Here is a 25,357-nt window from a genome sequence, read left to right on the forward strand (position 1 = left end):
ACACCATGCAAGGCCTGCACCTGACCGCTGATTTACACGGCTGCACCTGCGAGCCGGCCTGGCTGTGTGATGCCGACCGGCTCGGCCAGCGCTGCCTGCAAGCCGTCAGCAGCGTTGGACTGCAGGCGGTGGCGCAGCTTTTTCACACTTTCCCAGCCACCACACACGGCCCCGGTGGTGTCACCGCCACCGTGTTGCTGGCCGAATCACACCTGTGTATCCACACTTGGCCCGAGCAAGGCGCAGTGACGTTGGACGTGTATGTGTGCAACTTTGGTGGTGACCACTCGACCAAGGCTCAGGCTCTGATGGACACGCTGTGCGCACTGTTTGAGCCAGCACAGGTCAGCCATGCCCGACTGCAACGCGGCGAACTGATGGGGTGAGTGGTGCAAGCTTGACGGCCTCTCCAGCCCATCGGCCGCGTCTTCAGCGCGATGGACAGGGCGCAGCAGTTGTCGTACCTGTTGAGAGGGGTATCCAGTGCGACAGCTGCTGGCACACACCGCCCATACACAGGTCATAGTCGCGGGCAAATTCTGAGCGGGTGAGCAACAAGCGGCGCGTCCAGCGCATGTCCGGCGCGGGGCGGTAATGCCACACACCTTGCTGGTAAAAAGAGCCCGGCGGCGGCTCCATGCCTGCACCGCTGCCACGAACCCGGGCGCTGCTCAGGTAGAGCCAATCGCCCGCAACCCGGTAATCTTCTTCCCAGTCGATTTTTTCAATCGAATGCTGCCAGCGCAAGGTGAAGCGATCCACCGGCAGCTCCACCTGGAGGCTGCCCGCCAGCAAACAAAGCGCGGCCAGCACAGCCATGTGCTCAGCTCACCGTGGCCATGGCCCCCTGGCGGGCACGCCAGACACACCACACCAGCAACACCGCAGCCATGGCAAAACCAATCTCGTCGGTGAGCTGCAAGGCTGACACCAACATGCCTGCCGTCACCGCACACCAAACCCGCTGTGCCGTGCTCAGATTGGCATGCAGATGGCCCACCACCACGCCACCCCACAACACAATCGCCAACAAGCACTTGAACACCACATAGGCCACAGCCAAAAAGGTCCAGTTACCTTGCAGCATCAAGGCGTTGTCGTACACCGCCATGAAGGGGATGACAAATCCGGCAATCGCAATCTGGGTCGCCTTGAAGCCAATCTTCATCGGCGAGGCCTTGGCGATGGAGGCCGCCGCAAACGCCGCCAGTGCCACCGGCGGGGTCAAATCCGCCATGATGCCGAAATAAAACACAAACATGTGCGACACCAGCAGTGGCACACCGAGCTTGAGCAAAGCCGGTGCGGCAATCGAGCTGGTGATGATGTAGTTGGGAATGGTTGGAATCCCCATGCCCAGCACCAGACACACCAGCATGGTCAACAGCAGCGACAAAAACACGCTGGTGTCACCCACCTTGAGCACCACCCCGGCAAAGCTGGTGGCCGCACCGGTGAGCGACAGCACACCAATGATCACCCCGACAATCCCGCAAGCCAGCCCCACCGGCACGGCCTGCTTGGCCCCGTCGGTCAAGCCATCACGCAGCGAATGCAGGGTTTTTTTGCCACCTTTGATGTACAGGCACGCCAGCACCAGAGCGGCAATCACCGCCAGCACCGGTTGAATACCCCACTTCAGGAACGTGGAAGCGCCCAGACCCAGCCCGAACCACATCACATAGCGGAAAGCGGTGGAATGAATGCGTGCCGCCAGGGCCGCACCCAGGATCAGCAGCGCGGTCATACACAGGCCCATCATGCCGGCAAACTTGGGCGTGAAACCATGGAACAGCATGAACACCAGCACTGCCAGCGGCACCATCAGGTACCAGTTCTCGCGCATGTGTTTCCACGGGTTGGGACACTGCTCTTTGGGCAAGCCCATGAGCTTGGCGCGGCCCGCCTCCAGGTGCACCATGGTGAAGGCCGTGAAGTAATACAACAGCGCCGGGATGATGGCCGCCTTGACAATTTCGGCATACGGCAAATTCAGCGTTTCGGCCATGATGAAGGCCACCGCACCCATCACCGGCGGCATGATCTGCCCCCCCATGGAGGCAGTGGCCTCCACCGCCCCGGCGAACACCGGCGTGTAGCCAAAACGCTTCATCAGGGGAATGGTGAACTGCCCCACCGTCAACACATTGGCGACACCCGAGCCCGAAATCATGCCCATGAAACCCGACGACAACACCGCCACCTTGGCCGGGCCGCCCTTGGCGTGGCCGACAAAACCCAAGGCAATGGCGTTGAACAAGCGAATCATGCCGGCATGCTCCAGAAACGAGCCAAACAAGATGAACAGAAAGATGTAGGTGGCCGACACCAGTGTGGGTGTGCCGTAAATGCCGTCCGTGCCCAAAAAGAGCTGATTGACGATGGCACTGAAATCGTAGCCGCGATGGCCCAAGTCACCCGGCAGGTATTGGCCCAACAAGCCATAGGCCAGAAACAGGCCACACACGATGGGCAGCGCCAGCCCCATGACCCGGCGTGTGCCTTCAAACACCAGCACAATCATCAGCGTGCCCAGCACAATCTCGGTGCTGCTGGGGTCGCCGCTGTTCTGGATCACCTCGGCCTCAAAAATCAGATGGTAGAAGCCTATGGCAAACCCACCCAGACCCAGCAACCAGTCGTACCAGGCCACCGAAGACAGACTGCTTTTCTTGAACCCCGGGTAGAGGATAAACGTCAGCAAGATCAAAAAACTGATGTGGATGGCACGAATCGGCAGGCTTGAAAGCGCCACCAGGTCGGCCGCTATGACCAACTGAAAACTCGAAAACAGCAACGCAAACAGCATCAGCAAACGGGCTGAGAAACCGCTTAAAGATCGCTTTTTACCGTGTTCCTCAAATTCAGGTTCGTCCCCTGCGTGCGCTTTGTGATCCAGCAAGATATCCAGATCAATGGCATCTGCAGGCTGTTGGGGGGTGGGGTGGGGTTGGCTCATGGTCAATCCTCATGGTCTCTAGATTTTTTAATGTTGTCCAGGGCGCATCCCACACCGGCATGGCTCACACCGCGACAAGCAGCGTCGCAGCCTGAGCCACCCCACATGGAGACGGGCAACGAGGAACTTTGTTCTCTGCGTCGATTACTTCAGCAGCCCGGCTTCACGGTAGTATTTTTCAGCCCCGGGGTGCAAAGGAATGGGCATGCCCACTGCGGCATCTTTCTTGACGATGCCTTTGGCCGCCGTGTGCGCCGCCACCAGGCCGTCCAGGTTGTCAAACATCGACTTGGTCATGGCGTAGACCGTGTCGGTGGGCACCCCTTCGTGGGTGACCAAAATGTTCTTGATGGCTACAGTCGGTATGGCGACCGTCTGACCTTTGTAGGTGTCTGCCGGAATGCTGGCCGCCTGGTAGGCCGGATCACCCACCTTGGCTACCACATCGGCTGGCACCGAGACCACCACGATGTTGATGGAGATGGCCAGATCACGGATCGACGCGGCCCCCAGCCCCACGGATTGCAGCGTCACGTCCAACTGGCGGTTCTTCATCAGCTCCACCGACTCACCAAAACCCAGGTACTCGACCTTGGCAAAGTCTTTGTAGCTCAGGCCTGCCGCTTTCAAAATGGCACGGGCATTGAGTTCGGTGCCAGACTTGGGTGCGCCCACCGAAATGCGTTTGCCTTTCAAATCGGCAATCGTCTTGATACCGGACTCTGCATTGGCAATGATCTGGATGTAATTGGAATACAGGCCCGCCATTGCACGTAATTTGGTCAGCGGTGCTTTGAAGCCGGCTTCCACGTCACCCTTCCAGGCATCCGAGACCGAATCGCCCAGCGCAAAGGCCACTTCGCCCTTGCCCTGTTGCAACAGGTTCAGGTTTTCAGCCGATGCCTTGGTGGCCTGCACGGAAATTTTGGCCGCAGGCAAGACCTTGCCGTAAGCCTGGCTCAAGGCCACCCCCAGCGGGTAATAAATGCCGCTTTGCCCACCGGTGAGCACATTGATGAACACCTGTTGGGCCTGCGCCACCGGGGTCATCACCAGGCTGGCCATACCGGCCAGGCCCAGCAAGGCCTGGCGACGTGTGGAAGTTGTTAGTTTCAAAGTCATGTTTGTCTCCATCAAATAGATATAAATAGTCCAGCCAGCGCACCAATTTCCAATGCCCGCAAGACAGTATGCCGTGGGCTTGCGCGTGTTGTCCGCACATCCTTGCCATCAGCCGCTGGAAAGACCTGGGTGCATCTCTTGCGACAGCGCCCACCCCCTTGAGGCGAGCGCTGAAAAAAAGAGGCCTCCTGAATATACCCCTTGCACACTTGGTATCCACCAGAAAGCACACAAAGACATTCTCTAACTGATTGAAAACAAAAGAAAAATTCACAATGCCATGATGAAGAAACACAAATTTTTGTGTGACTTTATGGCCGTATTGCACCGCGTCATGCTGAATTTCACACTTTGCACTGCTGCAAATCCATGTGCAGCCGATGCCATGGACAACATGCCCGCTTTATTCAAGCGCTCCAATGGAATATTCGGGGTGGACGGTGTGAGCTGGGGCTTATTCCCCTTGAACGATTCAGCCGACTCCGTCAATATCAGGAATTTCCCGCCTTCTGCGGCCCAGATGCCTGGAGCAACGGTTCCTCATAAATGAAAACAACCTGGCATGCGTTGTTGTGATTTGCAGATGACGGGATCAGCTTTATTCAGACATGACTGCGCGGACAAGGTCATGATGGTGCAAAACATACCATAAATTTCAGACATAACCATCCTGCAGGGACTAATTAAAACCAGTACATTTAATTAAAAAATGTACTCATTATTAATAAACAACTATTGACGATAGTTGTGGCTCGACTGCCATTTCTGGCTTACCCATGAAGAACTTCAGCGCCACCTTTGCAACCTCCCAAAACGGTGACAGACCTTCTGCACCGTCAGCTGAAGCCAAATTGAAAGAGCAGATGGCGCAGCTTCATTCCCATGAGGCACGTTACCAAAGGTTGGTGACAGACCTTCAGATCGGGATTCTGATCCAGCTTTCAAACTCTGAAATTGTGATGAGTAATCCCAAGGCACTGGAGCTGTTGGGCCTGAGCGAAGATCAGCTTCTTGGGAAATCCTCGCTTGATCCGGACTGGAATGTTATTCACCCAAACGGTTCACCGTTTCCTGGTCCAAACCACCCGGTTCCTCAGGCCATTGCAACTGGTAAGCCTGTCAGAAATGTCGTGATGGGGGTGTACCGTCCCAAGTCCAAGGATCGGGTCTGGTTGCTGGTGAATGCTGCACCGCAGTTCAACGCTGACGGCAGCATGCTTCAAGTGGTTTGCACATTCTCGGATTTGCCTGAGCGCCCTATGCTGCGCTTTGCACAAAACGAAACGGCAGAGGCCATGCGTGTCGCAGAGGTGCTGCGGGAGAAACATGATTTCACACAAGCCGTATTGAACTCGGTTGAAGCCGAAATTGTGGTCATCTCAAAAGACGGCACCATTTTGGCGGTGAACGAGCCGTGGCAGCGTTTTGCCGCGACCAACCGGTTGAGCTCAGGTGACTTGCCGCACCATGTGGACTTGGGTGCCAACTATCTGGAAGTCTGCCGGGCAAACTGTGAGGCGGACTCCAACGAAACAACAGAAGCACTGAACGGGATACAGGCCGTGCTCGAAGGTCGAACTCCTAGCTTCAGCCTCGAATACCCTTGTCATTCATCACATGAGCAGCGTTGGTTTTTGATGCATGTGACGGCACTGGGTGGTGTTACCTGCGGAGGTGTGGTGATCTCGCACACCAACATCACACAACGCAAAGTCGCTGAATTCGCGCAGGCGGCCAAAGAACTGGAGTTGGCCGAAGCGCAGCATGTAGCCCACATGGGTAGTTGGTACTGGGATGTCACACGCGACGAGGTGGTTGTATCTGATGAATTATTGAAAATAGTAGGGCTTCAGCAAATTCCCCAGTTCAACGACCAATGTGGTACCTTGTATTCACCAGCTACTTGGCATGTACTTAATGAAGCCGTGCAGCTGGCGATCAAATCGGGTGTTGGCTACAACCTGGAATTACCTGCCATCACGGGTGACGGCACGGCCATCTGGATCAACACGCGGTGTAATCCGATCATCGACGCAGACGGCCAAGTGATTGCGTTGCGTGGCACTGTTCAGGACATTACCGAGCGCAAGCAGATTGCCGCCAAACTGAAACTGCACGAGCAGCGTCTTCAATTGGCCCTTGATGCAACCAGCGACGGCTTATGGGACTGGGATTTGTCCACCGGTGCGGTGTACCGATCACCTCGTTATCACGAACTGATCGGTATCCCGCCCGAAGACGACACCCATGACTTTGACTTTTTCAAGCGGACGGTTCACCCGCAGGACTGGGCGCATGTCTTTCAAAACATTCAAGCTCACCGCAGTGGTCTGTCGCCAGGTATTGCGTTTGAGTACCGCCTGGCAACAGCCGGTAACAAACCCGTCTGGCTGCGCGTCAAAGGGAAGGTGGTCAGCCGTGATTCTTCAGGAAAACCGTTGCGTATGGCAGGGATGTTAAGTGACATCACCGAGCAAAAAGTGATGCACTTGGCGTTGCAAGAACGCGAACAGCAGTTAGCACGTTTCATCGAAGGTAGTGACCAGGGTTACTGGGACCTGAACGTTCAAACCTGTGCATTTCATGTCAGTGCACGCGAAGAGGAAATGCTGGGCTACACGCCTGGCGAAATGAATGTGGCCATGGAACACTGGGCGGAGCACATCCACCCGGATGACTATGGTCTTGTGATGGAGTCGATTGCACAACATATCGAGGGTAAATCAGCCAGCTCGGAGATGGAGATTCGCCTGCGTACCAAGCACGGAGGCTGGCGATGGATATTCTCACGTGGGCGCATCGTCACCTGGGATGAACACGGCCAGCCCCTGATGATGTCGGGCACCCATACCGATATCACAGAGCGCAAAAATTCCGAGTTGGCACTGCGCGAAGCCGCAACGGTGTTCACCAGCAGTTATGAAGGCATCATGGTGGTGAGCCCAGAATTGCGGATCACCAAAGTGAATCCGGCGTTTACTCGGATAACGGGCTACACGGCGGAAGAGGCCGTAGGCCAGACACCACAAATGTTGTCATCCGGCAAGCACGATGCCAGGTTCTACAGGCAAATGTGGGACACGATCAAATCGGAAAGCTTTTGGAGTGGCGAGATTTGGGATCGGCGGAAAAATGGAGAGCTTTATGCAGCGCTGCTGTCCATCACCGCTGTGCGCCAGGCTCAAGGTGGCATACAGCATTACGTCGGGGTGTTTTCAGATATCAGCAAGTTCAAAGCCCATGAAGAAGAGTTGGATCGGGTCGCGCATTACGACCCTTTGACCGGTTCACCCAATCGCCGGCTTCTGAAAGACCGGTTTGAACTGGCCATCCACAGGGCAACTCGTACCGGTCGCTCGCTGGCCGTGTGTTTTCTAGACATTGACGGATTCAAAGCCATCAACGACCTGTACGGCACCCAGGTTGGGGATCAACTGCTGGTAGCTGTCAACGATCAGCTTCAACGCGTGCTGCGCGCAGACGACACGCTGGCTCGTTTGGGTGGGGACGAATTTGTATTGCTGTTATCTGAAATTGCTTCACCTGAGGAATGTGTGCAGATTCTGGAGCGGCTGCTACAAGCCGTGAGGAGCCCGGTCACCGTCAACGGCATCAGCCTGGCGGTGACCGGGAGCGTGGGTGTGAGCCTGTACCCGGACGATCAAGCAGATCCAGACACCTTGCTGCGCCATGCCGACCAGGCCATGTACCAGGCCAAAGAGGCTGGAAAAAACCGCTACCGGCTGTTTGACCCGGAAAATGACCGTAAAGCGCAAGCACACCGCCAGTATCTGCAGGTGTTGCGTCAAGCATTTCTTAACGATGAATTTGAGCTTTTTTACCAACCCAAAGTTGATCTGATCTCAGGTGCGGTGGTGGGTGCAGAGGCTTTGATTCGATGGCGATGCCCTGTCAAAGGTCTGATTTCTCCTGCCGAATTTTTGCCACACATCTATGGCAGTGATCTGGAAACCCCGCTGGGCGAATGGGTCATTCAGACCGCCTTGGCACAAGCTGCCGTCTGGCACCGCATGGGAATGAAACTGTGTGTCAGCGCCAATATCAGTGCGCACCATTTGCTGCAGCCGGGCTTTCAAGCCCAACTTGCCAAAGCACTTGCGGGGCAGGCAGATTTTCCATCCTATTGTTTCGAACTGGAGGTGTTGGAAACCGCCGCCATTGCGGATATGGAGCTTGCGGTCAGCATCCTGAGTCGTTGCCGTGAGTTGGGTGTTCACTTTGCTCTGGACGACTTTGGCACAGGTTATTCGTCTTTGACTTACCTGCGCAAGTTACCCATTGACACCCTGAAAATTGACCAGAGTTTTGTTCTCGGTATGCTGGACGATACAGATGACCGGGGCATTGTGGAGAGCGTGATCCGTCTGGGTGAAACCTTCAAGCGACACATCATTGCCGAGGGCGTTGAGACCATGGCCCACGCCAGTGAACTGCTGCGCATGGGGTGTCATTTGGCACAAGGTTACGGCATTGCTCGTCCGATGCCATCAGCCCATTTTTTCGAATGGTCACAGGCCTGGGAGAAGGAAGCCAAGTGGCAAGCAGGTGGCCGACATCCTCATTGAAGCACCCCAATGGCATAGTTGGCCAGCGCCTGGTCGGCCCTGGGCGAATGGGCTCGGCCCTTGGCTTTGGTTTGGTAGGCCACGGTGGCTTCCTGGCCGCACCAGGGCAGGATGACGCTGGGTTTGGTCGGGTGCTCGGGCAGGTAGGCGGTCAGGTCGTACACCGTGCCCTGGATGGCCATCCAGCAATCTTCGGCGCTGGCATGGCGGGCTACTTCGGCCAGTGCAATGCCTTGGGGCTTTTCCGGCATGGGCTGCTGGGGTGCTGGCGGTGTCAGCCAGGCCACCAGCGCCAGCGTGATCAGCGCCAGCCAGAAAAGACCTGTCCCGATGAAAAAGAGTTTGCGCATCATCGAAAGTCAAACCGTTCAAAGTGAATGTTTGGCGCGGGCACACCACGCTGGCGCAACACGGCCACCGCCGCGTTGATCAGACCAACCGGGCCACACAGGTAACAGTGGCAGCGGCTCAAGTCTTCGGTGCTGGGCAACAGGGTGGGCAGATCAGGCAGGCCGTCACCACTCGCCACCAGTTGCAGGCTGAGCTGGGGCTGATGGGTGGCCAGTTCACCCAGTTCGTGCAGGTAGGCCGCGTCGGCCTGGTTGCGGTACAGGTAGATCAGCCGCACCACCTGGGTCAATGGGCCGCTGCGCAACCTGGCCAGAAAGGGCGTGATGCCAATACCTCCGGCCAGCCACAGGCTCGGGCCATCCACGCTGGCGCGCATGAATTCACCAAAGGGCCCCTGCACCCGCACCGCCGTACCGGGTGGGACAGACTGAATATGCCGCGTGCAATCACCCAGCGCCTTGATGCCCAGCGACACATGGCCGTCCGGAGTGATGGCACTCAGGGTATAGGGGTGGTATTCACCACAGCCCTGAAAACCGGGGCCCCTGAAAAACGCCACCACCACAAACTGCCCCGGCTGCGCGGTGATAGACCGGGCCAGTGGTCGCAACGACACTTCGATCAGGTCTGGTGTCTGGCGTGTCACCTGGTTGACCACATAGGGGTGGGCTGCCAGCCCATAGTCGGCGCGTAACAAACGCCACAGCAAGAAAAATACGGCCAGCAGCGGGGCCAGGATGAGCGGTGCCTCCAAACCCAAAAGCACCAGATGGGCGCCCCCCAGCAGCACCGAGAGTGTCAGCACATGGTGCAACTTGCGCCAGGTGGCATAAGTCAGCCTGGGAGAGAGCGACACCATCAAACCCGCCATCATGCCCACCAGCGAGCCCCAGCCCAACCACACCGGCCAGCCTTGCTGCCAGGGGTCCAGGGCTGACCAGGCCTGCACAGCAGACTCCTGCCACGCATCAGCTGCCAGGGCCAGCGGATGCAGCAGCAAAAACAGGTACGCCCCGATGCCCAAGCGGTGATGCCAGAGGTACATCGGCTCCAGGCCGCCCAGTCTGGCGGCCAGCCAGGGCTCACGGATCATGAGCAACAGGCTGGCTAGCAGCAGGCCAGAGCCGATCCATCCGGTCACGATGGCCATGCTGCGCCAGAAGCCGAGATCCTGCGGAAAAGCCCAACCCACCAGTGTGCCCACCAGCACCACCGTGATCAGGTAAATCGGTTGGGTGCGCAGCAAACGAAAGGCTGTCATGGTCGTCTTGCCGGGTGTTATGGGCGCGCCTTGTCCGCCGACAAATGGGCGCAGAAATCGCGGTGGTTCAGACGCAAAGGCTGTCCTTGCGACTGGGCACGTGCCAGCATCAGCTGGTGGTGCTCAGCCTGGTAGGCCCGGCAGGCTTCAAGGGTCTTGAAGCTGCGGATTTTCGACTGATGATCAATGCGCTCTTGCGCTGACATGAGATGCCAGCCGCTGGTATTACCTTCGCTGGCGCGTAATGGGCCGCGCGCCAAGGCTGTGGTGCTTGCCACCAGCAACCACACCATCATCCAGCACCGTGCAGATTTCGCTTTCATACACACCTTTCGTCAACAGTCAGAGGCCTTGGTAATTGTGCTGCAAACGATTCGCCAGGAACTACGACTGCATCAACTGGATGCAAAACATGTTGGGTCAACAAGCACCAGGGGCACCAACGGCCCCTGGCACCTATGCGGAAAAGATAAGCCCTACTCCGCCACAACCGCTGGGCTGTTCGTGGTTGTCAGGCCTGTTCCCGGCGTATGAATGCCGCGTTGGGCTCCAGCCCCGGCAGTCGTCCCTGTGCCGGAGGCAGGTGTCCCGTCTGCGTCCATGGTGTGCAGGCGAGCACGGATCTTGTCTTGCGTCTGTGCGGAGGTGCGAGCCTGGCTTTGATCACGCGTGGCTTGACCCGCGCCCGCGCTGGCTGAACCTGCCGATCCGGCTGATCCAGCTGATCCGGCCGACCCAGATTGGGCCCCGGCACTCATCCCCCCCGCATGGCCTAGCCCGCCTGCGGGCCCCTTGGCGTACACCGCTGTACTCAAAGCCAAAACCAGGGCTGCAACAGCCCCAAATACTTGTGATGATTTCATGATGACACTCCTGAAAAGTTAAAAAACCTTAGCGTCCGCGACCTGCGCCGCCCCGACCGCCACCACCTGAACCACCCGATCCTCCATTGCCGCCTGATGCCCCATTGCCCCCGGTATTGCCGCCCCCTGTACGAGCTTGTTGGCGGGTTTCAAACCCACTGCCATAAGGCAATTGCGCACCAGGCTCAACCGGCACAGCCTCGTCAGCCACCTTCTCCTGCGGGTTCAACACGGCTGGCGCAGCTTGGCTGTGTGCGCTGGGCGGCTGCACCGACAAGTTCAATGGGCGGCTCGGCAAGGCCTTGATGTCTTGCGCCAAGGCTTGTGCCCCGACACCAGACAAGGAAACCATCAGCAGCGAAAAGAGGAGAGGTCGGGTGTTCATGGTGTTGGCTTTCGGTAGGTGTATGGTGCGGTGCGCCTGTCGCAACAGTATGTCTGCGCTGGTGCACGGTGTATCGGTTTGTCGCCAAAAGGTATCGCCGCGTATCAGGGCCACCCAAAGCAGAGGGGCTGCCGTAAACTGATCGTCATTAAGCCATCATGGACACCCATACCCCCCACATTCTGGTCGTTGATGACGACCCCGACCTGCGCGAGCTGCTGGGCAGCTACCTGGGTGCCAACGGGTTTCGCGTGGAGGTGGCCAACGATGGCCCGGCCATGTGGGAACTGCTCCACCAAGGTATGCCCGATGCCATCGTGCTGGACCTGATGCTGCCCGGCACCGACGGGCTGGCGCTGACCCGCGCCCTGCGGGCCAAGTCATCGGTGCCGATTCTGATGCTGTCGGCCCGTGGGGAAGAGCTTGACCGCGTGATCGGGCTGGAGGTGGGGGCCGACGATTACCTGGCCAAACCGTTTGGCCCGCGCGAACTGCTGGCCCGCCTGCGTGCACTCTTGCGCCGTGCTCAGCCCGCCGCGCCAGCGGCCTCAGAGCCCGCCGCCTTGCCGCAGTTTGGCCCCTACCAGTTGGACACATTGAGCCGCCGCCTGCTGCACCAGGGCCAGGAGATCCCCCTCACCGGGGCCGACTACGACCTGCTGGCCGCACTGGTGGCCCACCCCAACCGGGTGCTGTCCCGCGACACCCTGGTGGACATGCTGCGCGGCTATGAGCGCGACCCGTTTGACCGCAGCATCGACAACCGCGTCACCCGTCTGCGGCGCAAGATCGAAGCCGACCCCGCAGCCCCGGCCTACATCCGAACCGTGCGCGGCGAAGGTTATCTGTTCACCCCCAAAGGCAAGCAATCTTGAAATCGCCCCCCAGCCTGGCCCAGCAAAACACCCGCCTGCTGGCGGCGGCGTTCATGCTGATGGAGCTGCTGGTGGTCGGCCTGTTTGTTTCCCTGGTGCTGCTGCCACTGGGTCGGCGATCAGCGGACGATCTGGCCGGGCTGATGATCTTGTCAGCACAAACCTGGGCCGAACTCCCCCCCAACACCCGCAACGCCTTTGAAGTGGAGCTGCTCAAAAGCCACGCCCTGGCTCTGCGCGCCGAGCCCCCGGCAGCCGCGCGTGACGAATGGCATCCGGTGTACTTTTACCTGCTGGAAGAGGCCCTGGCACGACGCACCGGCCAACCCGGCCACCTGAGCCGCGAGCAACTGCCTTCTGGCACCTGGTACTGGGCCACACTTCCGGTGGGTCAGGCGGACTTGACGGTCGGCCTGGCCGCTTCACGCATCAACAGTCAGCCGGTAACTGCTTTATTGGCCGCGCTGCTGATCAGCTTGCTCACTGCCGCAGGCGTTGCCATCTGGCTGGCCCGGCGACTGACGCAGCCACTGGCGCAACTGGAAGCGGCCAGCGCCTTGATCGGCCAAGGTGGTCACCCGGCCCTGTTGCCCGAAACCGGGCCACGCGAAATGGTGGCCCTGAGCCAACGCTTCAACGCCATGGCGCAGCAAGTCAGCGACCTGCTGAACACCCGCACCACCTTGCTGGCCGGGGTGTCGCACGACCTGCGCACACCGCTGACGCGCATGCGCCTGGTGCTGGAAATGCTCAAAGACCAGCCCAGCCCACCACTGATCGAGCGGCTGGAACACGACATTGAGCACATGAACCGCCTGATTGGCCAGGTGCTGGATCTGGCGCGTGGGCTGCAATATGAAACCCCGGTCAGCACCAAGCTGTGCGACTTTTTGCAAGCCATCGCCGCTGACTTTTCCACCGCGGCCAGCCCGGTCACGGTGGACTGCCCGGCCGGCCCATGGCTGCTGCCACCCACCGCCTTGCAGCGGGCCCTGGGCAACCTGCTGCAAAACACCCAGCGCTACGCCCCAGGTGCGCCAGTGGAACTGGTCGCCAGATGGGACAACACACATTGCCGCATCGGCGTGCTGGACCACGGCCCAGGAATCCCCGCCGAACAACTGGAGGCGGTGTTCCAGCCCTTTCACCGACTCGACCCCTCGCGCAGCCCGGCCACAGGCGGGTCAGGCCTGGGCCTGGCCATCGTGCGGGAACTGGCCCGCGCCAACGGCTGGCAAGTCACGCTGGCGGCCCGCCCGGGGGGCGGTTTGCAGGCCTGGATCGTGCTGCCACGGCTGGAGTTGCCCAGTGCCCTAGCATGAGGTGTGGCACGTGGATTTGAGTGCGCCGTTGCCGCAGGCGAAGTACGTCTGCAAAGAATGAGGCACTACGCGACGGGTTGCGCACGCATTCACCGATGTAAGCCAAGTAGGCAGTGGATGCAAAAAAGAAAACGGACCTGGCATCAGGACTTTCATTCTGCTGGATTCGTGCCATGCACGGCACACGTTTGTTAGGCGGCAAGTTCTGCGACAAAGGCTGAAACGTGGGCCATGTAGCCGTCCCTATCAGAGGAAAATAGGTCGTTAATCTTCAGCATGTCTTCCGATAGGCAGAGTCGCTCGAATGCTCTGATGTTCCACTGGTTTGCAAGTCTGTTGATATGCTTGCGCTGCTCAGACAACTTAGTAGAGTTTTCGTCGTACGCCAGGCTATGCCAGTTGAGCTGATCCTCAAAGGACAACGTTTCTGCTGCTGCGGTCAGAATCAAATAAATGAGAAATGCCTTCTGAGAATCCGCTGCTTCTGTATTTCCAGCTTCAATGGCGCTGGAGAACTTGCGGATGTACTCAGTGCTAATCTGGGATGGCTCTCTGGCGAAGTGAGCCTCGCATACATGAATCTCAATAATGTCTTTGGTACGAATGGCTGCATACAGGCGCTGAAGATGAGGATGGCCTCTCAATAGGTTGTCGATGTCGGCAAGATTGAGCCGCTTGTCCTCTGCTTGAAAAGCGTTGTATTGACTGACTGCTGATTGCTCTACCTCGTTGAGTTGAGGTTCAATCAAGAAGCGTTCAGTGCTCCACCCATCAGTCATCTTGGGCCAGATAACAACTCTCAAAAAGTCAAACAGTCCATTGAGTTTCATTCCTGCAAAGCTGGGGGCTCCAGGTTCTGAGTACGGGCGATACCAGAAAGTCATCCCAGCATCTGCAATGGTCACGATGTTTTCATTGATGGCCAATTCCACCGCTGTGACGGAATCTTTCCCAGCCTCAATCCGAATGGTGTGGCGCTTCTCCTTCACGTGCATCGGATAGTGGACTTCGACTATCCATTTGAGTGCTGACGGAATGTCTTGGTGCTGCATTTTTAAGTTGTTGTGCATAAACCTCGTTGAACTAAACCGCTGGCGCGGTGGTGGGTCTCAAGCAGGCCAGCGCCGCGTTTTTGTTGGTAAGTGGCTTGCATTTGAGGCGATGCAGGAGAAGCCTTCGGGCTGGGGAATGTTCCCCGGTTTTGAAGGAGATAGCAGCATGAGACCTCTACGCCAGAGCATGATCGACGCCATGGTGGTTCGTGGCTTTAGTCCCAGCACCCAAGACTGTTACGTCAAGGCCATTTATGGCATGGCCAAACACTACCGACGCGACCCCGCCGAGTACACAGCCCAAGAGGTTGATGCCTACTTGCTGCACCTGCTCCAGGAGCGCCACCTTTCCTACAGCACCATGAATCAAGCCGCCAGCGCAGCGCGCTTTTTGTACGAGAAGGTACTGGGCCATGAACGAACACTGTTTCACATTCCGATGGCCAAGACACCGGACAAACAACCGGAGTTGTTGGCCCGAGAGGAAATCGCCCGCCTGTTTGCCATCTGTTGGCACCCCATGCACCGCATGCTGTTGCAAACCATTTATGCCACGGGACTGCGGGTGTCCGAAGCCTGCGCCCTGCACGTGGGTGACATCGACAGCCACAATGACCGCATGTGCATCCGGGTGGCCTGCGGCAAAGGGGGCAAGGGGCGCTACACCTTGCTGAGTCCAACCTTGCTGGGTTTGTTGCGCACCTACATGCGCACCTTTCACCCCAAAGTCTGGTTGTTCTGCGACGCCACTGGCATGCAACCCATCAGCATCGACACGGCCCAACGCGCCTACCGAGCCGCCCGCCAGCACGCGGGCATCACTAAAAGCGGCGGCATCCACACCCTGCGCCACGACTTTGCCACCCACTTGCTTGAAGGGGGCGTCGATCTCTTCACCATCCAGAAACTGCTGGGCCACGGCCACATCAGCACCACCAGCCGCTACCTGCACTTGATCAGCCCGCAGTTTCACCCACCCAAAGACATTGATCCACTAGACCTGCTGGCGGGCCTGCCCAAGCTGTAAGCGCTCAAGCTCACGGTTGCAGCTCCCCCGCATGGCCACCTTGGCCGATGTGCTGCGCCAGTTCGGCTCAACGCATCTGGCAACCCACGCGCTATCGACACACCCCAGGCCAAAGCCTGGCGGGCTATCGTTGCCTGCCGAACCGCAGCCATGGGTGGCAAGCGACTTGAGTGTGAGCACTGTGGCCACAGCCACTGGCAATACCACTCCTGCCGTAACCGACATTGCCCGCAGTGCGGGGCACGGGCCAAAGATGCCTGGCTGCAAGGCAGGCTGTCCGAAGTGCTGAACGTGCCCTATGTGCATTTGGTGTTCACCCTGCCGCACAGCCTCAATGATCTGTATGGCGTGCACCCGCGTTGGGTCATTGACACCTTGTTTGCCTGCACCGCACAAACCTTGTCAGAGTTTGCGGCTAACCCGAAGTGGATGGGGGCCAAGGGCGGTACACCCGCCTTCAGCCTGGTGTTGCACACCTGGGGGCAAGAGTTGCAGCATCACATCCATGTGCATGCGGCTATGGCCTGCGGGGTGCTGGACAAGACGGGGCAATGGGTCACGCCGGTACGCAAGCCCGACTTCCTGTTTCCGGTGCAGGCCTTGTCCAAGGTGTTTCGGGGCAAGTTTCTGGCAGCACTGGCACGCGCCCACCACAAGGGCGACATCACGCACGACCCGCAAGGTGATGCTGATGCTTGGTGTGATCGACAGCGCAGGCTCTACAAACATGACTGGGTGGTGTATGCCAAAGCCCCACTGGGAGGCCCAGCCCAGGTGTTGGAATACCTGAGCCGTTACACGCACCGCACGGCCATCAGCAACGAACGGATTCGCTCCATCAACAAGGGCGAAGTGGCGTTCACGGTGCGCGCCAATGACAAGGGCGGCAAACGCCTGCACACAATGGATGGCACAGAGTTTGTGCGCCGCTTTCTGTTGCATGTGTTGCCCACCGGGGTCAAGCGTATTCGGCACTATGGCGTGCTGGCATCAAGCTGCAAGGGCAAGAAGCTCAAGGCGGCACGGCTGGCCGTACAGATGCCAGCACTCAACCCACAGGCGCTGGAGTCGGCTCAAGGGTTTATGGCGCGGGTAGCCCGGATCGACGTGGGGCTGTGCCCGGTGTGCAAAGTAGGGGCACTTGCGAACGGCTGAGGTGTTGAGCGGGGCCAAACAATTGCCAACTCCAGGCGCGATGGCTTGGCCGCAGGAGCGTGGGCCACCGTGAAGGACGGACAAGGTGCTGCAATTTGCAGGGGGTTTGCACGCTGCTCATGGGGTTGGCGGGGCGGGGCTTGTGCGTGTCACTAGCAAAGCCCTGCGTGCAGTTCGAAAGCTGGGCTGTCTGAGTTCAATGGGGTGCTGCTTTGCATGTGAACTGGGGTGCTTGGCGACAGATTTGTGCTGCTGTCCCGCTATGATCTGACATCACAAGCGGGGGAGAAGCTTTCAATCCCCTATTCGCCAGCGTCCACGCAGGCGGTTCAGTCCAACAAGGTTTATCAGCCGCGGGAGGTATCTATGGTCTCTTCAAGCATCGCAGCGCGGCGGATAAACGCTATTCGTTTCACTGCATGTATTCTTGCCGCCTAACGTGGACAGTTTGCTGGGCTATATTGATAGTTGTCCTCAGGAGGTTCATGGGGCCGCTCCTCAGATTCATGACGAATGCCGCGCTCGCTAATGACCACTACCCAACGTGCTGCAGCCGTCCATCCGCCGTAATGGTTCCGGCGAGCAATCCCTTCAGCAATTAAATTGTCGGGACTGCCGCATTTGTCTTCGTCATCCATATAAACCGAGACGCGCATTCCCTCAACGAAATAGATTGCCTTGCCGCTTGAATCGACTTTGGTGTCGAATTTCGACAAGAGGACTTCATTTGCGGTTGGCATTTCGTTGAAGTCGACGTAGATGCGAGGTTCGTTCATGAGAGATCAGACTCAATAAATGAAGACTGTTACCAGCCGCCACAACATCGCCTTTGATTCCCCGCCCGGGAAGTCAAAAACATCCATAACCCCGCATGAAATAAGAGATTCAAACATCTTCCGATCATCATCAAAGTTCATCACCGCTCCAGAAATTCCAGCACGCCGCTTTTCAAATCCAAACGCTGGTTCAGTTGCACGTATCAATCCGCCGCCGTCACTATAGCCCAGCAGATCGCGCACCTGAGCGATATGAATATACTCCTGTTTTTGTAGCTTCTTGCGCTTATTCATCAAGCGCTAGAGGCCAGTTTTAACATCAAAATGCGATTCATATTCAACCATGGTTGAGCATCTTGATGCTGATCTCAAGGCCATCCCATAAACTCTGTGGGTCTGGCACTTGGATGTGCGTCCACAGTCCTTTTTGCACCTCAATTCACTATGAAAACGGTAGCTTCTTACGTAGATGTAGTAATGGCTAGAGGCCAATAATGCACTCAATGACCGTGACCACCCTCCTGACTCTGGTCGCCAAAGGCGAATCCCTGACGCTGGAACTCAAAAAGTCCACCGCCGAAAAAGACCGCGCTTATCGCACCCTGTGTGCTTTTGCCAACGGGCAAGGTGGGCAACTGGTGTTTGGGGTCACACCTGCGGGCAAGGTGATCGGCCAGCGTGTGACCGACCGCACGCTTGAAGAGCTGGCGCAAGAGCTGCAGTGCTTTGAGCCGCCACTGTTTCCCCGCGTGCAGCGCATCCAAGTGGCCGATGGGCTGGAGGCCTTGCTGCTGGAGGTTGACCCTGCCACACATGGGCCGGTGTCGTTTCGCGGTGTGCCCTATGAGCGGGTGCTTAACACCACCCGCGTGATGTCGCGCAGCACCTACCAAACCCTGTTGCTTGAATCGCTGCACGCCAGCCAGCGCTGGGAAACCCAACCGGCCACCGGCTGGAGCGTGAGCCAGTTGGACACGCACGAAATGGTGTTGACGCTGGAAGAAGCCATTCGCCGGGGCCGCAGCGTTGACCCCGGTACCCGTGATCCGCTGGAAATTTTGCGCGGGCTGGGGCTGCTGGTGGCAGGTGGACAAGTGTCCCGCGCGGCGGTCGCGCTGTTTTGCCAAGGTGAGCAGCCCTTGCCAGATTTCACCCAGCTCACTTTGCGCCTGGCCCGCTTCAAGGGCTGTGAGCGCAACGAGTTTTTGGACAACCGCCAGTTCCACGGCAACGCCTTTGAGCTGATGCGACGGGCCGAGCGTTTTTTGATCGACTGGTTGCCGGTGGCCGGGCGCATCGTGCCGGGGCAATTGCAGCGTGTGGACACCCCCAGTCTGCCGGTGGAGGCGCTGCGCGAAGCGCTGGCCAACGCCTTTGTACACCGCGACTATGCCAGCGGGTCTGGCTCGGTGGCGGTGGCGTTGTTTGATGACCGGCTGGAAATCATCTCATCTGGCGAGCTGCACTTTGGCCTGACCCCGGAGATGCTGTTTCAGCCCCACGAATCCCGCCCCTGGAACCCGCTGATTGCCAGCGTGTTTTACCGGCGCGGCCACATCGAGAGCTGGGGCCGGGGCACATTGAAATTCATCCGGCTGATGCAAGAGGCCGGGCTGGCACCGCCCACCCTGAAGGTGCAGGCGGGCTTTGTGACGGTGACGTTTGCCTTGTCCGCCAGCCTTGCGCCCCGCATGCAAGACAACATCTCTGGAAAAACGTCGGAGAAAACGTCGGAGAAAACGTCGGAGAAAACGTCGGAGAAAATTTTGGCCGCAGTGCGCGAAAACGAGCAGATCACCATTGCAGAGCTGGCCGCGCTGCTGGACATCAGCACCCGGTCGGTGGAGCGCCAGTTACGCCAGTTGCAAGACGTTCACCGCCTCAAGCGTATCGGCGCTGACAAGGGTGGGTACTGGCAGGTGGTTGACCCATGAACCCACGCTGCGTCAAGCCGCCCAGTGCCCCAGCGTGAACGCTTCTTCAAACACCGAGTAACCCGCCCAGTCGCTGTGGGCAAAGTTCAGGCGCTCATGGGTGATTTGGAAATACTCTGATTTTTGTAGCTGCTTGCGCTTATTTTGAAAGCGCTGCAGGCCAATTTTGCCATCAATACTTGGCACCGGCACAGCCATGGCGTGGCCATAGCGGGTGAGGTCGATCTGGCGGGTTTTGGCGGGCAGATCGGGATGGACGGCGGAGAGCTCAGCCAGAATCGCGTTGCGCCAAGTGGCCCACGGCTGCTCCAGCAGCAGGCGGCGGCCGGCCTGGCCCAGCGCCGCGCCAGCACCGGCCAGATCACCCAGCGCCCGGTAGTAGGTCAGCACTGTGGCCCCCGGCACAGATTGCAGGCTCTGGTGCATGGCATCGACATAGCCCAGGCCTGCGGCCCCATACAGCACGTTGTCCCAACTGGGCGGTGCGCCGGGACGGTCGTGCAAGGCTTGCTGGAGCTGGATGTTGGCCACCAGCCAGGGTGCGTAAACCATGCGGGCGGCGGCCTGACGCAGCCAGTCGGGCGGGTTTTGCAGCACCCGGGCGGCCACAAACATCGGCAGCGCCACGATGGCCCGGCGGGCTTGCCAGCGCTCTACGGTTTGAGTGGCGGTGTTGAACACATCGACTTCCACACCGTGTTTCAGGTTGGTCACCCGCAGCACCACCTGGCCGGTGTGCAGGCGCTGTTGCAAGGGGGCGGCCAGGCGGCGGGTCAGCCAGGCGTTGCCCTCGGGCCAGGTCAGCAGGCCTTCGCGCTCGGCGTTTTCCATGCCCGGCGCAGCAAAACCGTGGCGGCTGGCAAAGTAGTGGATGCCAGCCCAGGCCGACACTTGGGCCAGCCCGGCGCCGTAGTCGTCGCGGCAACAGTAGTTCAGGTACCAGCGCAGATGCGGGTCGGTGAGCTGCTGCTGGTTCAGCCACGCTTCAAAAGTGAGAGCTGCCAGCGCTTGTTTGACGGGCGTTACTGGTGATTTTGCTGCGGGCATGCTCCAGCGCTCGGTGTGCCGCAGTTGCTCGACGCGCTGGGCAAATTGGTGGTATTGCGCCAGCGTGTCGGCCGCCACGCCTTGCAGCGGCAGCAAGCCGTCTTGCCATTCGCCGTTGAAATACAAGCGCTCTTGCGGGCTGTGGCACAGGTGGCGTTCGTCATAGATCCAGCGCCCGGCCACGCGGCGGCGCAGGCCGAGTTCTTCCAGCAGGTCTTGCACTTCCCAGGCATCGTCTCCCGGCAAGGGCAGGTAGTGCGCACCCTGCGGGCAGGCCATGCCGCCCAGCAGCCCGGCGCGGCTGTTACCCCCGGCGCTGTCTTCCAGCTCCAGCAGGGCAAAGTCTTCGATGCCCTTGAGCCGCAGGCCGCGTGCGGCGGCCAGGCCAGCCACGCCGCCACCGGCAATCAGCACGTCGGTCTGGCGGGTGCGGCTGGGCGTGGGCCAGGTTGGGGTTTGTTGCAGCAGGTGGCCACGCGCGTGCCCGATGCCGGTGAAGCCGCCGCTGATGTGGCTCACATCGGCCTGCGGCTGGCAGCCCGCCAGGGGCAGCAGGGCGGTGGATAAAAACTGGCGTCGGTGCATGGTGGTGGGTATACCGGAACTTAAAACATCATCGGGTTGTAGCAATCAGCAATAAGCGCGAAAACACCCTGTTATTTTCGGCGCTGTGGTGGCCTGTGTTTGGCAACCATGGGGGATGCCCAAACCCCATTGCTTCACGCTTGCTGCCAGTGTGCGCGCACACTGGTTTGGCCTGCTGTTGATGCTGACGCTGTGGCTGATGAGCGCGCAGGCGCAGGCCGCCCCCCGTCTGAGCCTGGCCGATTTGCCGACGGGTCTGTTGGGGAAGTTCACCACGTGGACCCAGGAAGACACGGATCGCCTGACACTGGGGCAGGCGCAGCAGCGCTACCAAGCGGGGTATTTCCGGCCAGGCCCAACGGCGGCACTCAACTTTGGTCTGGACGCGCACCCCGTGTGGGTTCGTCTGGCATTGGTGAACCCGGCACCGGGGCCGCAGATTTACCGCCTGGATCTGGGGCCAATCTGGACCGATCAGTTGGCGGTGTACCTGGTGCAAAACGGCCATCTGCTGCAAACCTGGCAAGGGGGAGACGAATTGCCCGGCGCACAAGGGGTGTTGCCGGGCCTGGGTGTGGGCTGGACCAGTGTGTTGCCTGCTGGTGAATTCGAGCTGTGGATACATGCACAAAGCCATGATCCTTTGCAGATCACCCTGCAATTACACACGCCAGAACAGCTGGATCAGGCACAAATGAGGGTGCATTACGCCTATGGGGCGCTTTACGGTTTTTTGCTGGCGCTGGCGGTTTACAACCTGACGCTGGTGGTTGGACTGCGCCAGCAGCGGTTTTTGTTTTATTCGCTCTATCTGCTGTGTTTTATCGGGGCCAACATCAGCTACACCGGCCACGGTTTGGTCTGGCTGTGGCCTGATCAGCCCGGTGTTCAACGCTATGTGATTCTGGTGTTGATGGTGCTCTACGGTGTGACCGGGCTGCTGTTTGCCAGCGCTTTTCTGGAGCTGCCACAACGCTTGCCCAAGGTGCAACGGGGTCTGCACGTTTACGCCTTACTTGCCTTGCTGGGCATGACGGGCTGCGTGGTGGCGAACAGCCATCTGGCCGCCACCTGGCTGGCGTTTGCGTTTGTCAGCTCGTTTTCGGTGTTGATGCTGGCGCTGGGGGCGTATTCCCTGCGTGTTGGACTGGTGGCCGGGCGCTGCTTTTTTGCCGCCATGGTGGCGGGCTTGCTGGGCTCAAGCGTGACAACACTGGCCGTGGCCGGATGGATGGCCTTCACACCAGTCAACTTCCACGCGGTAGAGATCGGTGTGTTGCTGGAAGCCACGTTGCTGGTCTTGGCGCTGGCACAACAATTCCGGCAGGATCAGAGCAAACGGTTGCAGGCCGAGTTCATGGCGCAGCATGATGCCCTGACCGGTTTGTACAACCGCCGGGCCTTTTTTGAGCTGAGCAAGTCCAGTTGGGCCTTGGCCCAACGCAGCGGCCGGCCGTTGAGCGTGATGATGCTCGACATTGACCACTTCAAACACATCAACGACCAGTATGGCCATGGTGTGGGCGACCAGATGCTGGTTGGCATCAGCCAACTGCTAAGCAGCAGTTGCCGTGCGGGTGATGTGCTGGCGCGCTGGGGCGGCGAAGAGTTTATGGTCCTGCTGCCAGAAACGGCTTTGGGCGATGCCTACTTGCTGGCCGAGCGCATTCGCCAGACGGTGGCGGACACGGCCAACTGGCCGCCAGCTTCGCCAAGTGCTTGTACCGTGAGCATGGGGGTGGCGCAATACGGTGCCGAACCCCATCTGGAGGCCTTGATTGAGCGTGCAGACGTGCATCTGTACCAGGCCAAGCGCAACGGACGCAACCAGGTGGTGGCGGGATAATGCCGGAATGCTCCAAAAATTATAGATAAAAGGGCTGTAGTGCCCATAAAACAAGCGCTGAAAGCTATATATGTTATAGCTACGCAGGCCGATTGATTGCCGCATGCGCACAACACCATACCGGCAGCACAACCCGTCCCAACGCCAGCCGCACGTTGGCCCCACCAGGTTTTGTGCGGTCCGCGCCATGGTGACAGCTGGCGCTGCGCTGAGGTTTTCCCCGCCGAACGGGGGCTCAGATCAACAAGGTGGCCAGCACGGCCAGCGCCGCTGTTTCAGCCCGCAGCACCCGCGGGCCGAGTGTGGTGGGCTGGAAACCTGCGGCCAGGGCGGCGTCTTCTTCCGCCGCACTCAAGCCACCTTCCGGCCCGGACAAAAAGTGGATGTGTGCGCCCGGCGCTAGTGAGTCTTCTTGCGCCGGGTTGAACTGCTCGCGCAGGCTTTGGATGGGTGCCCGCAAAGACAGCAGCACATCCAGGGTGGGGTGGGGTGGGCTCTTGGTCGTCGCTGCGCGGTTTTTCAGCCACTGGGCCAGGTTCATCACCTCATGCACCACGGGCACCTGATTGCCACCACATTGTTCACAGGCCGCCACCGCCACGCTTTGCCAATGGCTTTGTTTTTTGCTGGCCCGCTCACCGCTCAAGCGCAGCACACTGCGCTCGGTCATCAGGGGCTGAATGCTGGTCACACCCAGCTCGGCGGCTTTTTCTACCAGCCAGTCCATACGTTCGTTGGCCGGCATACCCACGGCCAGGTGCACGTTGTAGCGGGCCTCGCGCTGGGTGGCCGTCCACTCACCCACCTGCACTTGTACGCTGCTGCGGCCCATGTGGGTGACCTGCGCCGCCCATTCGCCCACCTGCCCCTGGGCATCGGCCTGGCCGTTGAACAAGGTGATGGCATCGCCCGGTTGCAGGCGCAACACCTGCACATGGCGGGCCGGGCCTTCGGGCAAGTCCAGCACAGCGCCGCTGGCGAGTGGGGCAGGGCAGTAAAAACGCGGCATGGCTTTATTCAGCAAAGTACCAGTAACCGGCGTTCACCCATTCGGTGAGTTTGCTGGCAAATTCCGGGTTGTTCAGAGCAGGCTCCAGCATCTCTGCGCTGAGTTCATCCTGGTCACACAGGCTGATGACAGACGGCACCAGGTCAGCACCAAAGGCGTAACGCTCACCGTCCACGTAACACACGCCTTGAGCCAGCGTGGTGTCCACATAGAAGCAGCGCAGCCCACCGGTGCGGATCAGCGGCTGCTCTTGCAGCATCTCCACCAGGTCAGCCGTTTCCAGCGGTTCATCGAGCGCCTGCAAGTCGAGTGCACATTTGGTGGTGGAGAAATAGCTGCCGGCAAAGTCGGCCATCAGTTGATCGTTGTCGAGCAGGCTTTGCAGGTTGGCGCGGATCAGGGTCAGGTCGCTCACGTCGATGCGGCCTTGCTGGTGCGCAATCGGGCGCTTGGGGTCGGCCAGCAGGGTCTTGCCCAGCTCTTTGTCGATCACGTAGTCGGCCAGGCCACTGAGCATGTCACAGCCGGATTTGGCGCGAAAACCGACCGAGTAGCTCATGGATTCTTCCAGCGTCACGCCGTCATGCGGAAAGCCCGGCGGAATGTACAAGATGTCGCCGGGCAGCAGTTCCACGTCGATGATGGCCTCGAACGGCTCGGTGTGCAACAGCGCGGCGTGGGCGGCAAACTGCTTGTGGTTGCCCTTGTCACCGACTCGCCAGCGGCGACGGCCCGAGCCCTGGCAAATGAACACGTCGTACAAATCAATGTGCGGGCCAACACCACCACCGGGGGTGGCGTAACTGATCATCACATCATCCAGGCGCCATTTGGGGATGAAGGCAAAGGGTTTGACCAGCTCGGCCACCTCGGGCGAATAGTGGTTGACCGCCTGCACCACCAGCGACCAGTCGGTTTTGCCAAAGCGTTTGAACGATTCAAAGGGGCCGGTTTCGGCCTGCCATTTGCCGCCTTTCTTGTACACCACGCGCGACTCCACGGCTTCTTCCATGGCCAGACCGGCCAGGTCGTTGGGGCTGATCAGGTCTTCAAAATCCTGAAAACCCTGGCGAATCACCAGCGGCTTTTGCTGCCAGTAGCAGGCCATGAAATGTTCAAGGGAAAAGTCAGCCAGATGAAGTGTGAGCATGGAGCACCAACAGAAGAAATGAGGTATCAAGTATCGCACCCACCTCCAGATC

Annotated in this window: 23 protein-coding genes; 9 read left to right on the forward strand and 14 right to left on the reverse strand. The window is 59.2% G+C overall.

Annotated features, from left to right (window positions below):
• Window positions 1-5 precede the first annotated feature (5 nt).
• Window positions 6-386, forward strand: a complete 381-nt coding sequence (gene speD / locus LDN84_RS00580) for an adenosylmethionine decarboxylase (RefSeq protein ID WP_223906605.1) — start codon at window positions 6-8, stop codon at window positions 384-386.
• Between the two features lie 43 nt (window positions 387-429).
• On the opposite strand, the gene LDN84_RS00585 is transcribed toward speD, so the two are convergent.
• The 3 genes from LDN84_RS00585 to LDN84_RS00595 form a co-directional block, all read right to left on the reverse strand.
• Entirely contained in the window at window positions 430-819 is a 390-nt protein-coding gene (locus LDN84_RS00585; RefSeq protein ID WP_223906609.1) for a DUF1850 domain-containing protein, read from the reverse strand.
• Between the two features lie 4 nt (window positions 820-823).
• Window positions 824-2,959 (reverse strand): TRAP transporter permease, encoded by a 2,136-nt coding sequence (locus LDN84_RS00590; protein ID WP_223906613.1) that lies wholly within the window; start codon window positions 2,957-2,959, stop codon window positions 824-826.
• A gap of 144 nt (window positions 2,960-3,103) precedes the next feature.
• Window positions 3,104-4,081, reverse strand: a complete 978-nt coding sequence (locus LDN84_RS00595) for a TAXI family TRAP transporter solute-binding subunit (RefSeq protein WP_223906617.1) — start codon at window positions 4,079-4,081, stop codon at window positions 3,104-3,106.
• 283 nt (window positions 4,082-4,364) lie between these two features.
• Between LDN84_RS00595 and LDN84_RS00600 the strand changes: the two genes are divergently transcribed.
• Window positions 4,365-4,631, forward strand: coding sequence for a hypothetical protein (locus tag LDN84_RS00600; RefSeq protein ID WP_223906620.1), 267 nt, complete (start codon window positions 4,365-4,367; stop codon window positions 4,629-4,631).
• Between the two features lie 226 nt (window positions 4,632-4,857).
• Entirely contained in the window at window positions 4,858-8,667 is a 3,810-nt protein-coding gene (locus LDN84_RS00605; protein WP_223906624.1) for a sensor domain-containing protein, read from the forward strand.
• Here LDN84_RS00605 and LDN84_RS00610 read toward each other — a convergent pair.
• From LDN84_RS00610 to LDN84_RS00630, 5 genes are all read right to left on the reverse strand, one after another.
• Window positions 8,661-9,020: a cytochrome b5 domain-containing protein gene (locus LDN84_RS00610; RefSeq protein ID WP_223906627.1), complete on the reverse strand. Its 360-nt coding sequence runs from the start codon at window positions 9,018-9,020 to the stop codon at window positions 8,661-8,663. The genes LDN84_RS00605 and LDN84_RS00610 overlap by 7 nt on opposite strands.
• Window positions 9,017-10,279, reverse strand: a complete 1,263-nt coding sequence (locus LDN84_RS00615) for a ferredoxin reductase family protein (RefSeq protein WP_223906631.1) — start codon at window positions 10,277-10,279, stop codon at window positions 9,017-9,019. The genes LDN84_RS00610 and LDN84_RS00615 overlap by 4 nt, the downstream gene beginning before the upstream one ends.
• Window positions 10,280-10,296: 17 nt before the next feature.
• Complete coding sequence (locus LDN84_RS00620; RefSeq protein ID WP_223906634.1) at window positions 10,297-10,602, reverse strand: hypothetical protein; 306 nt, start codon at window positions 10,600-10,602, stop codon at window positions 10,297-10,299.
• Between the two features lie 153 nt (window positions 10,603-10,755).
• Window positions 10,756-11,142 (reverse strand): hypothetical protein, encoded by a 387-nt coding sequence (locus tag LDN84_RS00625; RefSeq protein ID WP_223906637.1) that lies wholly within the window; start codon window positions 11,140-11,142, stop codon window positions 10,756-10,758.
• Between the two features lie 28 nt (window positions 11,143-11,170).
• Window positions 11,171-11,527, reverse strand: coding sequence for a hypothetical protein (locus LDN84_RS00630; protein ID WP_223906640.1), 357 nt, complete (start codon window positions 11,525-11,527; stop codon window positions 11,171-11,173).
• A 158-nt stretch (window positions 11,528-11,685) separates the two neighbouring features.
• Here LDN84_RS00630 and LDN84_RS00635 point away from each other — a divergent pair, with 158 nt between their 5' ends.
• Together LDN84_RS00635 and LDN84_RS00640 are read left to right on the forward strand one after the other, a co-directional pair.
• Window positions 11,686-12,402, forward strand: a complete 717-nt coding sequence (locus tag LDN84_RS00635; protein WP_223906643.1) for a response regulator — start codon at window positions 11,686-11,688, stop codon at window positions 12,400-12,402.
• Window positions 12,399-13,724 (forward strand): ATP-binding protein, encoded by a 1,326-nt coding sequence (locus LDN84_RS00640; RefSeq protein ID WP_223906646.1) that lies wholly within the window; start codon window positions 12,399-12,401, stop codon window positions 13,722-13,724. Before LDN84_RS00635 ends, LDN84_RS00640 begins: the two co-directional genes overlap by 4 nt.
• A gap of 191 nt (window positions 13,725-13,915) precedes the next feature.
• Here LDN84_RS00640 and LDN84_RS00645 read toward each other — a convergent pair whose 3' ends face one another.
• A complete protein-coding gene (locus LDN84_RS00645; RefSeq protein ID WP_223906649.1) occupies window positions 13,916-14,794 on the reverse strand; it encodes a hypothetical protein in 879 nt (292 codons plus the stop codon).
• Window positions 14,795-14,942: 148 nt separating this feature from the next.
• Between LDN84_RS00645 and LDN84_RS00650 the strand changes: the two genes are divergently transcribed.
• Both LDN84_RS00650 and LDN84_RS00655 read left to right on the forward strand, forming a co-directional pair.
• Complete coding sequence (locus LDN84_RS00650) at window positions 14,943-15,803, forward strand: tyrosine-type recombinase/integrase (RefSeq protein WP_223906651.1); 861 nt, start codon at window positions 14,943-14,945, stop codon at window positions 15,801-15,803.
• 150 nt (window positions 15,804-15,953) lie between these two features.
• Complete coding sequence (locus tag LDN84_RS00655) at window positions 15,954-16,958, forward strand: IS91 family transposase (RefSeq protein WP_255610437.1); 1,005 nt, start codon at window positions 15,954-15,956, stop codon at window positions 16,956-16,958.
• A gap of 434 nt (window positions 16,959-17,392) precedes the next feature.
• Here LDN84_RS00655 and LDN84_RS00660 read toward each other — a convergent pair whose 3' ends face one another.
• A complete protein-coding gene (locus LDN84_RS00660; RefSeq protein WP_223906655.1) occupies window positions 17,393-17,734 on the reverse strand; it encodes a hypothetical protein in 342 nt (113 codons plus the stop codon).
• Between the two features lie 12 nt (window positions 17,735-17,746).
• The gene (locus tag LDN84_RS00665) at window positions 17,747-18,028 is read right to left on the reverse strand and encodes a hypothetical protein (RefSeq protein WP_223906659.1); all 282 of its coding nucleotides are present in this window, start codon (window positions 18,026-18,028) and stop codon (window positions 17,747-17,749) included.
• Window positions 18,029-18,228: 200 nt separating this feature from the next.
• Here LDN84_RS00665 and LDN84_RS00670 point away from each other — a divergent pair, with 200 nt between their 5' ends.
• Window positions 18,229-19,668, forward strand: a complete 1,440-nt coding sequence (locus tag LDN84_RS00670) for an RNA-binding domain-containing protein (protein WP_223906662.1) — start codon at window positions 18,229-18,231, stop codon at window positions 19,666-19,668.
• Window positions 19,669-19,680: 12 nt separating this feature from the next.
• Here LDN84_RS00670 and LDN84_RS00675 read toward each other — a convergent pair whose 3' ends face one another.
• The gene (locus LDN84_RS00675; RefSeq protein WP_223906666.1) at window positions 19,681-21,300 is read right to left on the reverse strand and encodes an NAD(P)-binding protein; all 1,620 of its coding nucleotides are present in this window, start codon (window positions 21,298-21,300) and stop codon (window positions 19,681-19,683) included.
• A gap of 115 nt (window positions 21,301-21,415) precedes the next feature.
• Here LDN84_RS00675 and LDN84_RS00680 point away from each other — a divergent pair, with 115 nt between their 5' ends.
• Window positions 21,416-23,146, forward strand: a complete 1,731-nt coding sequence (locus LDN84_RS00680) for a diguanylate cyclase (RefSeq protein ID WP_223906669.1) — start codon at window positions 21,416-21,418, stop codon at window positions 23,144-23,146.
• 235 nt (window positions 23,147-23,381) lie between these two features.
• Here the strand turns inward: LDN84_RS00680 and LDN84_RS00685 are convergent, their stop codons facing one another.
• Both LDN84_RS00685 and LDN84_RS00690 read right to left on the reverse strand, forming a co-directional pair.
• Complete coding sequence (locus LDN84_RS00685; protein ID WP_223906672.1) at window positions 23,382-24,155, reverse strand: 16S rRNA (uracil(1498)-N(3))-methyltransferase; 774 nt, start codon at window positions 24,153-24,155, stop codon at window positions 23,382-23,384.
• Window positions 24,156-24,159: 4 nt separating this feature from the next.
• Window positions 24,160-25,305: a cupin domain-containing protein gene (locus LDN84_RS00690; protein WP_223906675.1), complete on the reverse strand. Its 1,146-nt coding sequence runs from the start codon at window positions 25,303-25,305 to the stop codon at window positions 24,160-24,162.
• Window positions 25,306-25,357: the final 52 nt, after the last annotated feature.

It is taken from the genome of Rhodoferax lithotrophicus (genome assembly GCF_019973615.1).
Classification (GTDB): Bacteria; Pseudomonadota; Gammaproteobacteria; order Burkholderiales; family Burkholderiaceae_C; genus Rhodoferax; species Rhodoferax lithotrophicus.

Bases quoted from the DNA above. Each gene is read 5' to 3' on its own strand.
- speD (WP_223906605.1), top strand. From the start codon at position 6: ATGCAAGGCCTGCACCTGACCGCTGATTTACACGGCTGCACCTGCGAG.
- LDN84_RS00585 (WP_223906609.1), bottom strand. From the start codon at position 819: ATGGCTGTGCTGGCCGCGCTTTGTTTGCTGGCGGGCAGCCTCCAGGTG.
- LDN84_RS00590 (WP_223906613.1), bottom strand. From the start codon at position 2,959: ATGAGCCAACCCCACCCCACCCCCCAACAGCCTGCAGATGCCATTGAT.
- LDN84_RS00595 (WP_223906617.1), bottom strand. From the start codon at position 4,081: ATGACTTTGAAACTAACAACTTCCACACGTCGCCAGGCCTTGCTGGGC.
- LDN84_RS00600 (WP_223906620.1), top strand. From the start codon at position 4,365: ATGAAGAAACACAAATTTTTGTGTGACTTTATGGCCGTATTGCACCGC.
- LDN84_RS00605 (WP_223906624.1), top strand. From the start codon at position 4,858: ATGAAGAACTTCAGCGCCACCTTTGCAACCTCCCAAAACGGTGACAGA.
- LDN84_RS00610 (WP_223906627.1), bottom strand. From the start codon at position 9,020: ATGATGCGCAAACTCTTTTTCATCGGGACAGGTCTTTTCTGGCTGGCG.
- LDN84_RS00615 (WP_223906631.1), bottom strand. From the start codon at position 10,279: ATGACAGCCTTTCGTTTGCTGCGCACCCAACCGATTTACCTGATCACG.
- LDN84_RS00620 (WP_223906634.1), bottom strand. From the start codon at position 10,602: ATGAAAGCGAAATCTGCACGGTGCTGGATGATGGTGTGGTTGCTGGTG.
- LDN84_RS00625 (WP_223906637.1), bottom strand. From the start codon at position 11,142: ATGAAATCATCACAAGTATTTGGGGCTGTTGCAGCCCTGGTTTTGGCT.
- LDN84_RS00630 (WP_223906640.1), bottom strand. From the start codon at position 11,527: ATGAACACCCGACCTCTCCTCTTTTCGCTGCTGATGGTTTCCTTGTCT.
- LDN84_RS00635 (WP_223906643.1), top strand. From the start codon at position 11,686: ATGGACACCCATACCCCCCACATTCTGGTCGTTGATGACGACCCCGAC.
- LDN84_RS00645 (WP_223906649.1), bottom strand. From the start codon at position 14,794: ATGCACAACAACTTAAAAATGCAGCACCAAGACATTCCGTCAGCACTC.
- LDN84_RS00650 (WP_223906651.1), top strand. From the start codon at position 14,943: ATGAGACCTCTACGCCAGAGCATGATCGACGCCATGGTGGTTCGTGGC.
- LDN84_RS00655 (WP_255610437.1), top strand. From the start codon at position 15,954: ATGGGTGGCAAGCGACTTGAGTGTGAGCACTGTGGCCACAGCCACTGG.
- LDN84_RS00660 (WP_223906655.1), bottom strand. From the start codon at position 17,734: ATGAACGAACCTCGCATCTACGTCGACTTCAACGAAATGCCAACCGCA.
- LDN84_RS00665 (WP_223906659.1), bottom strand. From the start codon at position 18,028: ATGAATAAGCGCAAGAAGCTACAAAAACAGGAGTATATTCATATCGCT.
- LDN84_RS00670 (WP_223906662.1), top strand. From the start codon at position 18,229: ATGCACTCAATGACCGTGACCACCCTCCTGACTCTGGTCGCCAAAGGC.
- LDN84_RS00675 (WP_223906666.1), bottom strand. From the start codon at position 21,300: ATGCACCGACGCCAGTTTTTATCCACCGCCCTGCTGCCCCTGGCGGGC.
- LDN84_RS00680 (WP_223906669.1), top strand. From the start codon at position 21,416: ATGCCCAAACCCCATTGCTTCACGCTTGCTGCCAGTGTGCGCGCACAC.
- LDN84_RS00685 (WP_223906672.1), bottom strand. From the start codon at position 24,155: ATGCCGCGTTTTTACTGCCCTGCCCCACTCGCCAGCGGCGCTGTGCTG.
- LDN84_RS00690 (WP_223906675.1), bottom strand. From the start codon at position 25,305: ATGCTCACACTTCATCTGGCTGACTTTTCCCTTGAACATTTCATGGCC.